Origin of the sequence: Nocardiopsis sp. NPDC050513 (assembly GCF_044457925.1) — a bacterium.
Lineage (GTDB): Bacteria > Actinomycetota > Actinomycetes > Streptosporangiales > Streptosporangiaceae > Nocardiopsis.
In genome coordinates this window covers 469,740-481,968 of record NZ_JBITHK010000004.1, presented here as the reverse complement: position 1 = coordinate 481,968, position 12,229 = coordinate 469,740, and the positions used below count along the sequence as shown (strand labels likewise).

Annotated in this window: 1 protein-coding gene (running past one end of the window); it reads left to right on the top strand. The window is 71.5% G+C overall.

Annotated elements, in window-relative coordinates; genetic code table 11:
• On the top strand, positions 1-12,229 hold the 3' portion of the coding sequence (locus ACIBFB_RS10085) for an ADP-ribosyltransferase (protein ID WP_397228341.1). 17,891 nt of this gene lie to the left of the window's left edge; only the last 12,229 of its 30,120 coding nucleotides appear in the window; its start codon lies beyond the left edge, outside the window; the stop codon is at positions 12,227-12,229.

Here is a 12,229-nt window from a genome sequence, read left to right as displayed (position 1 = left end):
ACTCGAACAGGCGCTGGACGAGAAGCAGGGCGATTTCGAGCGGGCGATGGACTCGTGGGTCAGGACGATCAACGCCACGCGCGAAGCCGTCAAGGACCCCTCGAACATCGACGTCACGTCCCAGCGGACCGGTGGGGGCCGCGTCCGCCACGTCCCGTCGCTCCCGCCGATCACCGAGACGGCCGAACCGGGCGACGCCGCCGACACGACGACAACCCCCGCCGTGGATCCCGGGCCGAGCCTCGGCGCCCGCTTCCTCGCCGAACTCAACCTGGAGCCCGCCGATCCGGCGATCACGGCCCAGTCCGCCACCGCCCCGTCACGCGATGCCGGTCCGGGCGAGGACCGGTTCGACTCCCGGGCGCGGGACGTGCGCGACGCCGCCGCGCGCGCCACCGCCGACCAGGACCGCCTGCGCACCCGTGCCGACGGACTGCGCGAGGAGGCCGAGGCGATCCTCGCACAGGTCCCCGACGCGCGGGCGCGGCTCGGGCAGGCCGAGCAGGACGCCGCACTCGTCGAAGCCGACATCACCACGGTCGAGAACGCGCTCGCCGACGTCCAGCGGACCCTCGACACCGCCCAGCAGAGCCGCGACCAGCTCAAGGAACAGTACGACTCCACCCGTGGCGCCGCTGGCACCACCCCGGGCGATCCGGCGCTCGACCAGGCGGCCAAGGACCTGAAGACCCGCCTCGACCAGGCCGAGCGGGATCTCGGCACCGTGACGGCCCAGCGGGACACGCTGGAACAGGACCTGGACGACGCCAGGACCGCACTCGCCGCCCGCCAGACCGAGCTGCACACCGCCGCGGACGAACTCGACGGACTCCGGACCGTCGAGAAGGACCTGGAGCGCAGGGCGACGCGCTACACCGCCATCGCCGACACGATCCGCCAACGCGCACAGGCCCTGGACGCGGCGCGTCACGTGTTGGGGGCCGCGGCCGCCCTCTCCGACGGCGACGCCGGCGGGGCCGCCCTCCGCACCTACGCCGACCGCCTCCACGACCTCGTCTCCCCGTACCTGAGCGCGCCCGCCCTGACGAGCGACGCCCGTCCCGGTGACGACAGCGAGGTCCTGGACCTGATCCGGCAGGCCGAGGACCACAGAGCGGAGGTCGACACGCTGCTGGAGCAGGCCCGCAGGGACCAGGCCAACCTCGACTGGCTGGAACCGGACGCCCAGCGTCTGAGCCGACAGGACATCCCGCGCGCCCGAGCCGAACAAGGCTCCACCGAGCGGACACGGGACCAGATCAAGGACCAGATCCGGCAGACCCACGACGCGATCCAGCAGGCCGAGACCACCGCGCGGACCCAGGCCGACCGCGCGGACAGCCTGAAGAAGAACCAGGATCAGGAGCGCGCCGACGAGAAGCGGGCCAAGGACCGCAAGGACAAGGCCCTCGATCAGGTCGGGGCCGCCACCGACGCTCGCGACGCCGCGCAGCGGACCCTGGACGATCGGCTGCGGGAGACCGCGGACCTCGTCGAACGGATCCGGGCGCTGGAGGTCGCCGCACAGAACTCCGGTCGGGGGGACGGGGACGCGGGGAGTTCCGACCCCGCGCACGACGCGCAGAGCTCCAGCTCGGCTGACCAGGAGCTCGCGGATCTGCGGGCAGAACTCGCCACCCGTCAGGCGGAGGACTCCCGTGCGGAAGAGCAGGTGCGCCAGTTCGACGATCGCGCGAGCCAGTGGCAGAGGGAGGCCGACCGGGCGGCTCAACTCGAAGTGGGAGCGCGGCAGGGCGTCCACCTCCTGGGAATGCACGTGGCCGCCGCGCGAGGCCAGGCCGACGCGGCCGCCGAGCACGCCGCCTCGCTGCGCGACGAGGTCCCCGAGCTCGAAGCCCGACTGCGGACCGCGGAGACCGCCGCCGACAAGGCCAAGGCGCGCCTGGACGTGCTGAATCGGCAGCTCAAGAGCACTGTGGACAGCATCAACACCCACCGGTCGAGTGTGCGTGACGCCCTCTTCGGCGCGGCCGACCACCAGCGGGCGGCGGACCAGCTCGACCAACGGGTCTTTGAGGCGCGCAACGCCCGGACCCCGTCCGGGGACAACGGTCCCGACACCACCCAGCGCGTCCCGGGGAACGACGACCCCACCGCCGCGCCCGACACCTCGGACGTTGCCAGGGCCACGGGCGGGAACGACGACTCGGGCACCGACACCGGTGGCCCCTCCTCCGCCAACACCCGCCCGACGGCGGATCCGCCCCGCCCCGGCATCTCCCACCTGACCAATCCGACCGTCATGTCGGTGTTGACCCCGCCCGCCCAAGGGTGGACGGCACCGCCCGTATGGGGTCAGGGCCGGGGCCCCGAGGGCATGCAGGGCGCGCGTACCTTCGACACCGTCGAGGACTCGACGACCTACCTCACCGAGACCTTGCGCTCCCCCGAGGTGGACGAGGCGGAGCGGTCCCACATCCTCAGCTACACCGGTGGGAGCTACCTCAGCATCAACCGCACGCTGCGCATGGGGGTCAACGAGAGCGACGCCGATTCGAGCGTGCGCGAGGCCGTGCGGTCCCTGGACAGCCTGGTGGACCGGTCCCGCGCGCCCGAGTCAGTCCTGCTCCACCGCAGCGTCGACCTGCTGCCCCCCGAGCTCGCCACGTCGACGAACCGCCCCGATCAGATGATGGCTCTGGTCGGTAGGACGTTCACCGACCGAGGGTACGGCTCCACCTCTCTGTCGCACGAGCCGCCCTTCCCGAACCGGCGCGTCCAGATGTCGATCAGGACGCCGCAGGGCTACCCGGCGCTCAACGCCTTCGGCGTTCGGGGCGTCCCCAAGCCCGGCGAGCACGAGGTCATTCTCCGCCGCGACACCACGTACCTCATCCACAGCGTCCGGGAGCTGGAACGCGACGAGTACGGTCTCCGGCACTGGGCGATCGAGCTGGAGATCGTGCCGGACGGGTGGACCCCGACCGACGTCACAGCCATGCCCGTGCTCACCTCTCCCGACGACGGGAACAGCGGTCGGGGCGTCCCGCCGCCCTCCGAGGTCCGCGACAGCGACGACGCCGACAGGGACAGCTCCCCGAACGGCACGTCCCCCGACCGTGCGACCGCACCGCCGGACGGTCCGCTGGACGTGTTCGGCCTCGCGAAGCCGCCGTCCCGGCTCGCGGGACTCGACCCGAAGGAGCCCGCCGACTCCTACGCGGACGTCAAGCGGCTCTTCGATCCCAATGGTCTGCTTCAGTTGCCGTTTCCGGACACGGCGGTCACGTCCACCGGTGCCCCGGACGGCGCGGGCGGTCGGGGTGTGACCGCTGAGTGGGCGCCGCCTCCCGTGTGGGGTGGGGGTGTGGAGCCGCGGGGGATGCGTGACGGTCGGACCCTGGATGGCCCGGCGGACGTGCCGCGGGTCGTTCCGCCGGTGGTTCTGTCGGGTGACGAAGCATTGGTCGTCAACGGTTTCACCGCTCCGGGCGGTGCGGCGCGGGTCGACGACGCGCTGCGCGGCCGTCCCCTGCCCGAGGATGTCGTGGACCGTGCCCGCGGGACCGTGGAGACGCTGGACGCGTTGATCGGCCGGTCGGCGGTGTTCGAGCCGGTCGTTGTCCATCACCGCGCCGACGGGGGGTTCGCCGACCGGTTGGGGGTGTCGCTGTCCGATCCGGAGTCGATGCGTGGTCTGGTCGGTCGGATGTTCACCGATCCGGGGTTCGTGGCCGCGACCGCGGCTGTTCCGCCGTTGGACCACCGCAATCCTGTCGATGTGGTGGTCCGGGTGCCCGAGGGCTACCCGGCGTTGAACACCTCGGGTTCGTCGGGGGCGCGTTGGGGTGAGGGTCCGGATGTGGTGTTGCGGCGCGGGGCCAGCTTCGTGATCCACGATGTGCGCCGGGTCCGCGACGAGTTGTACGACAACGACCACTGGGTGGTCGAGGCCGAGGTCGTGCCGGACGGATGGACACCGACCGCCGACTGGCGCAGCGCCCCGCGCGACTCCGAGGGAGGACTCCCGGCCGCGCCGCAACCCGAGTCGGGGGCGGCCAGTGGCCTCATCGTCATGCCGGCGTTCACGCCCCAGCCCACGCCGCAGAACACCGGCGACCCGTCCGGTCCCGCCCAGATCCCGGGCACAGTCGGCCCGGACGGGTTCCGGCGCTTCGCCACGTTCTTGGAGGGCGCGCGCTACGGCGACCAGTTCCTCGACGACCCGCAGTGGAACCGCCACGCGTTCCAGAACCTGCCGGACGAGCAGAGGCGTGCCGTCCTCGCCTACACCACCAGCAGCTGGCCATACAACGACATGCTCAGAGCCCGGGACGACGACGCCCGGGAGGAGCTGCTGGAGGACTGGTACGACAACGACGGAGACGGCTTTCCCCTGTACGAGCTGTCGGGATGGCCGCTGCGGGCTCCGACGCTCCAGGACATCCAGGACGCCTACGGGCGCGCGGGCCTGACCCCCGACCAGCGGAACATGATCGTCGACATCCTGACCTCCGGAGACCCCGACCGGACACTCGCCGACCTGCGCGACGACGCCGGACTCGCCGGTCACCTGGTCGATGTGTTCGGGCACTTCCCCAGCGTCCAGGACATCGACGACCGGATCTCCCTCATCGACCAGGCGCTCGAGGGCAGTTACCTGCCCGAACCCCTCGAGGCGCACCGGGGTCTCTGGGGAGCCAACTTCATGGACGGCTTCGACCCGGACAACCCACAGGCGCTCGTAGGGACCGTACAGACGGAAGCGGGTTACCTCTCCACCTCTCTCGGAGACGGAGCCGCGATCATCGGCATGCCACGTTGGCCGGTCCATATCCGCTTCACTCTTCCCGCGGGTGCCAGAGGGCTGTGGCTGGGCGGAAACAGCACCGCCCCTGAACAGCGGGAACTGCTTCTGCCACGCGACACCCGGTATCGGATCACCAGAGTCACACAGAACGACGGCAAGCTTCACATCGAAGCAGAGGTCCTGGTACCAGTCCCGGACCAGGTAGGCGGCGACGGCTCCTCTTCCTCCTCCACCCCCCTAGGGGACGGCCGCCCCAACCGCACCACCGACAGCGCCCACGGCAACGGTCAGGACAACGGGCACGGTACCGGCGGCGGCACCGGTGGCAGTTCACGCGGCGGTGCGGGTCAGGGGGCGCCGCCGCCCGAGGCGCGCGACAGCGACGACGTCGACTGGCCGCTCGGGGACGTCGACGACACCCGGAACGGCACCGACTCCCCCGCCTCCACGACCGCGTCCCCGGACGGGCCATTGGACGTGTTCGGCCTGATCAAGCCGCCGTTCACACTGCCGGAGCTGGACCCGAAACGCCTCATCGACCCCAACGGGCTGCTCGACCTGCCCTTCACCGACCTCACACGCGAACTCCGGAACCCGCTGGCGGACGACCTCACCGCCATGCCGGCCTTCACCCCCCAGCCGCCCCACCTGGGGCACTCCGCCAGCGACGGGGCGGGACCGCCCTCCGGCGCGTCGTTCCGCAGCGGCCCCGGCTGGGACCTGTACGCGATGAACGGCGACTCCTGGCCCACCCTGCACGACATCGTCGATCATGCGGACCGTCCCGACCTGTCCCCGTCGCTGCGGCGGCTGGTCACGCGCATTCTCACCGCCCCCGCCCCCGAAGCCGCGCTCCAGGACCTGCTGGGGTCCGCGACGGCGCCCGGCTGGATCGCCGACGCCTCCGGTGCCTCCCTTGCGACCGTGGGCGGCCCAGGTCCGGAGTCCGGTTCCGAGGCGTCCGACTCCGGCTCCGACTCGGGTTTCGACCCCGAGGACCTACCTGGCACCGTGGGCCAGGACGGGGTCCGACGCTTCGCCACCGACGAGGAAGGAGCGGAGTACGGCGAGGAGTTCCTCGACGACCCGGACCGCAACCCCCACGCGTTCTTCAACCTTCCGACCGACCTGCGGGCCGCCGTCTACGGATACACCGACCCCGGAAGCGACCCCTACAACCAGATCCTGCGCGCCCCGGACCGGGAGAGCCGGCAGGCGGTTCTGGACGAGTACCTCGCGGACGCCGGCCCGGGCCTGGCGCTGTACGAGCTGGCCGGTCCGGTGCTGCGCCCGCCGACCATGGCGGACGTGGCCCGGGCCCACGCTTCGCGCGATGGTCTGACCGACGAACAGCGGGAGGTCGTCGACGACATCATGGGCGCTCCTGTCCAGGACCGCGCGGAGCGTTTCGCCGACTGGAGGGAGCGCGCGGGGGATGCGGGGGCGTTGATCGAATCGTTCGGTCGGTTCCCCACTGTGCAGGACATCCTCGACCGTGTCGGCCGCATCGATCGGGTGATCGGCGACAGCCCGCTGCCCGAGCGACTGCTCACGCACCGGCTCCTGCAAGAGATCTCCTTCATGGACGGGTACACCCCGGACAACCTGGACGCTCTCGTCGGGACCCTGCAGACCGACCCCGCCTTCCTGTCGACGTCCCTGGGTGCGGGAGCGCAGCTGCCCGGCTGGCGGCCGATGCCCTACCACCTCCACCTGACCCTGCCCGAGGGAACGCACGCCTTCTGGCTGGGCAGCCACAGCGCCGTCCCGGACCAGCGTGAGCTGGTTCTGCCGCGTGACACCAGCTACCAGATCACGGGAGTCCGGACCGACGACGACGGTGTCGTCCACATCGACGCGGACGTCCTGCTCCCCATCCCGACCTACGCGGGCAGCGACCGCTCCGGCACCCCTCACGTCGCCCCGGAGGACGGCGGTCCGGGCCCGACCGACAGCGACCTCGATGACGTGCGCGGGTTCCAGGTCAACCCTGGTGGTACGCGGTCGCACCAGGACAACCCCGGTGACGGTTCACGCGGCGAGCCGGGTCAGGGGGCGCCGCCGCCCGAGGCGCGCGACAGCGACGACGTCGACTGGCCGCTCGGGGACGTCGACGACACCCGGAACGGCACCGACTCCCCCGGGAACACGATCGCGTCCCCGTACGGGCCGTTGGACGTGTTCGGCCTGATCAAGCCGCCGGTCACGCTGCCGGAGCTGGACCCGAAACGCCTCGTGGACCCCAACGGGCTGCTCGACCTGCCCTTCACCGACCTCACACGCGAACTCCGGAACCCGTTCGCCGACGATCTGACCGTCATGTCGGCCTTCACCCCCCAGCCGCGGGACAGCGACAGCGATGCCGGTTCCGACGACGCCGACAGTGGGCCTCCCTCGCCCCGGCCCCTGCTGTGGGGCTGGGCCAGCGACTCCGACGACGCCGCCGAAGACCGGCACTCCCCGGTCGCCGCCCAGAGCCCGGCACCGTCGCCGGACGGGGCCCAGGACGTGGCTCCAACGCAGGAAGTCCCCTCGGACTCCGAGGAGGTCTCCGAAGCCGAGGTCCGCGTCCGATCCATCGACGTCGGCGACCTCCCGGGCACCCTCGGTGAGGACGGGGTTCGGCACTTCGCCACAGACGAGGAGGGGCAGAGGTACGGCCACGAGGTCCTCGACGATCCGCAGCGCAACCCCCACTCGTTCCACAACCTGCCCGCCGAGCAGCGGGACGCGCTCCGCGAGTACACCCGGTGGGGCGAGCCGTACAACGCCTTCCGGCGGGCGACGAGCCAGGCGGACAAGGAACGGATGCTGGATGCGTGGATCGCCGATGCGGGCGAGTTCTGGGCCCTGTACGAGTTGACGGGGCTGAGAGTCCCGACGGTGGACGACATCAGCCACGCGTACACCCGGATCGACGACCTGGACAGCGACCAGGAGGCCCTGGTCCTCGACATCCTGAGAAGCCCGGACCCCGCGGGGAGACTCGACTTCTGGAAGGGCATGGCGGGGCGGGCCGGGAGGTTGGCCCAGACGTTCGGGAGATTCCCCACCGTCGCCGACATGGAAGACCGCATCCGCCTGATCGACCAGGCCCTCGACAGCGGTCGCCTGCCCGAATCCATCGTGGTGCACCGTGCCGTCCGCGAGGTCAGGTACATGACCGGGCTCGCCTCACCGGACCCGAAGGCGCTTGAGGGCACGGTCCAGACGGAACACGGCTACATGTCCACCTCCCTCGGCGCGCATGCCACGGTCCCCGACTGGGATCACATGCCGTTCCACCTCCACCTCACGGTGCCGGCCGGAGCCAAGGGGATCTGGATGGGCGGGAACAGCGTGCATCCGGATCAGCGGGAGCTGATCCTCGCGGCCGGCACCCAGTACGCTCCCACCATGGTCGTGACGGACCCCGACATGACGGTCCACATCCACGCCGAGGTCGTCGTCTCCTCCGACGACCGCGACCATGACGGTACGTCCGCCCCGAACGACCCGGCCGCGGACCACGGCTCGAACGAGGCGTCGAACCCGGAGCCCGACCCGAACGGCCTTCCCGGCACCCTCGGCCAGGACGGAGTCCGGCGCTTCACGACGAACGGGGAAGGAGAGGACTACGGCGAGGCGTTCCTCGACGACACCGGCAGGAACCCCTACGCGTACGAGAACCTGACCGCCGAGCAGCAGCGTGCGGCCTTCTCCTACACCTGGCCCGGCAGCAGGCCGTTCAACCGGATCCTCCGGGCGACGGACGAGGAGGGGCGGCAGAACGTCCTGGAGGACCTGTACCTGGACGACGGCCCCGGCTTCCCCCTGTACGAACTGGCAGGGCTCAAACCCCCGACGCTGGACGACGTCCGAAGGGCCTACGACGAGGAGGATCACCTGCCCGACTGGCAGATGGACCTCGTCGAGGACATCATGGACGCCACCGATCCCGCGGCACGGCTCGAGGAGTTGAGGAACCAGGCGGGATACGCCGGGCGGCTGATCGACTCGTTCGGGTACTGGCCCCGCGTCCAGGACGTCTACGATCGCATGGCGCTCATCGACCACGTGATCGACCACAGCCCGCTACCCGAACCCATCGTGGCGCACCGACTGGTCCGGGGCATCGACTTCATGGACGGGTACGACGAGGACGACCTCCGGGCGCTCGTGGGGACGGTCCAGACAGAACCCGGCTACCTGTCCACCTCCCTCGGAGCCGGGTCGGGCATCTCGTTCCCCGACTCCGACCCCGCACCGGTCCACCTCCGCCTCACGCTTCCGGCCGGAGCCAAGGGATTCTGGCTGGGGAGCCACAGCGTCACCCCGGAACAGCGGGAACTGCTCCTGCCGCACGGCACGCGGTACATGATCACGAACATCACCAGGCTCGCCGACGGGATGATCCACATCGACGCGGACGTCCTCGTTCCCGCCGACGTGACCGGCCCGGAGACCCTGGCCGCCCCGGCCCCGAGTGAGCCGCCCGCCGTCACCTCCGTCCCGGGCTCCGTCGGTGAGGACGGGGTCCGGCGCTTCGCCTCGGCCGAAGAGGGGGCGAGGTACGGGGACAGGATCCTCGACGACTCCCGGAGGAACCCCCGCGGCTTCCGGAACCTGACATTCGAGCAGCAGGGCGCGGTCCTGCAGTTCGTGAAGGAGCCCCGCCCCTACGACGAGATGTCGTCGGCCGCGAACCGCGAGGCGAAGTCGGACCTTCTGCGCGAATGGTCCGCGGACCGCGGCGAGGGGTGGCCCCTGTTCGAGATGACCATGACCGGGGGCGAGTGGATCCCTCCGTCGATGTTCGACATCGACGACGCCTCGCGGTCGGACCTTCCTCCGGCGCAGCGGGCCATCGTCGACGACATCCTGAGTTCCTTCGACCCCGACGTACGGATCGCCGAGTTGCGGGACAGGGCGGGACGCGCCGGACGCCTGGTCGATGCGTTCGGCCACTTCCCGACCGTCGAGGAGTTCGACCACCGGATCGACCTCATCGACCAGGCTCTCGACGACACGCGCCTGCCCGAGTCCATCCTCGTGCACCAGGATCTGGACAGGGCCGACTTCCTGCGCGCGTTCGACCCGGGCGACCCGCAGGCGCTCGTGGGGACGGTCCAGACAGGACCCGGCTACCCGTCCACCACCCTCGGAGAGCAGACCCCGACCGGCTCGAACGCGGCGCCGTTCCGCCTCCACCTCAGGCTGCCCGCCGGAGCGAAGGGGCTCTGGGTCGAGGGTGGCGGCGGCAACCCAGACCGGCACAGGCTGCTGCTGCCGCGCAACACCGAGTACCGGATCACCAAGGTCACCCTGGACGACGACGGGACACTGCACATCGACGCGGACGTCCTCGTTCCCGCCGCACACGCCGCTCCCGGACACACCGACCTGACGGTCCTGCGCGTCAGTCTCCCGGAGCCCGGGCAGGACACCGACTGGCCCCTCGGTGACGTGGACGACACGAGGGACGGCGCGACGTCGCACCCCGGCAGCCCCGCACCGCTGCCCGAAGGGCTCGGGACGGGGTTCGATCCCAAACCGCTGTTCCCGTTCCTGGACCCCAAGGCGCCCTACGACCCCAACGGGCTCCTGGACCGGCCCTTCCCCGAGTTCACACCGACGGTGTCGACCGAGACGCCCGGGGCGCCCGCCTCCGCCCGAGAGGACACCCGGGCCCCGGACGGACAGGTCACCGAGGACCAGGACGGCGGACTCGGGGGCGCGGCCTGGCCTTCGCCCGCGTCCTGGGGCAGCGGAGTCCAGCCCCAGGGCATGCGTGACGGCCAGGCCCTCGACGGCCCCGGCCACGGCGCCATGTACCTGGCGCTGCGCATGCCGCCGCCCGCCATGAGCCCGCAGGAGACCTCGGTCGTCCGGACCTTCGCCGGAAACGGCGACGGCACCGCCGTCAACGACGCGCTGCGCCACGGCCCCGGGCCCGAAGACGCCCCGGAGCGCACACGCGAGGCCGTGGACACCCTCGACACCCTGATCGACCGCTCCCCCGCACCCGATCCGCTGATCCTGCACCAGCGCGCGGGCACCGCCCTCACCGACCTCCTGGGCGCCTCCCCCGCGGACCCCGACTCCATGCGCGACCTGATCGGGCGGACCTACACCGACCCCGGATTCACCGCCGCCACCACCAGCGCACCCTCACCCGACTTCCGCGACCCCGTCGTCATCCTCATCCGGGTCCCCCAGGGCTACCCCGCCCTCAACACCTCCGATCTCTCCGGCCCGCGGCCCGGCGACGGCCCCGACGTGCTCCTGCGCCGCGGATCCACCTTCGTCGTCCACGACGTCCGGCCGGTCCGCGACGAGCTGTACGAGAACGACCACTGGGTGGTCGAGGCCGAGGTCGTGCCGGACGGATGGACGCCGCCCGCCGACTGGCGTTCCGACCCCCGCGACGGGGAGGGAGGCCTCCCGCCCGCGCCCGCCGGGGAGACCCGCGGCGGAGACCGGAACCCGCTCGCGACCGACGTCACCGTCATGTCCGCCTTCGTCCCACAGGCCCAGCCGTGGGACGGCGACGACACGGACGGCGAGTCCGACGCGAGCCTGGACTCGGACGACGACTCCGAGGAGGACTCCAGCGACGACGGCGAGGGGGAGATCCTGACCGGCGCCATGGACGTACGCAACGAGCTGGGCCCCGCGCCGGTCTGGCACGGGGGACCGACCGAGCCCGGCGGTACGGGTATGGACGACGCGCTGCGGTTCGCCGACGACGCCGCGGCCGCCCGGTGGGCCGAAGGCAACCTCGCGACGGTCTCGGACCCGGCGCAGGCGGACGCGGTGTCCGAGTACACCGGGGCCGACTACGGGCTGGCCCACCGCGGGCTGCGCCACGGCGCCGTCGGCGAGTACCGACGCGACGACTTCGTCTCCCTGGTGCGCAACGTGGACGCCGCGATCGCGTCCTCGCCGTTGCCGACGGCGCTCATCGTGCACAAGGGGGTCGACAGCGGCTTCACCGACAACCTGGGCATCGACACGGCCGATCCCGGCACGATCACGCGCCTGGTGGGAACCGTCCACACCGAGCCGAGCTACATCTCGACCTCGATCGGGACACGCACCCCCTACGACCGCCCCCTGTACATCATGTTCCGCGTTCCCGCGGGGTTCGCGGGACTGAACGCCGCGCCGCTGTCCCACGCACGCAGTGAGCGGGAGATCCTCGTTCCGCGCGGCAGCAGCTTCGTCATCCACGCCGCCTACCAGCGTCCCGCGCAGCGCGGCGAGGGCGGCCCGGTCGAGCTGGTGTGGTTCATCGAGGCCGAGTTCGTCCCGGACGGCTGGCAGCCGCCCGCGGGGTGGACACCGCGCCCGACCATGACCGCCGACAGCGGATACCGACCCCTCCCAGGATCGGGACGGACCTCGGGCGGGGTACCAGCCCAGTACGGTCCCCAGGCGGAGAACGCACCGTGGACAGCGCGGGCGGACACGGAATGA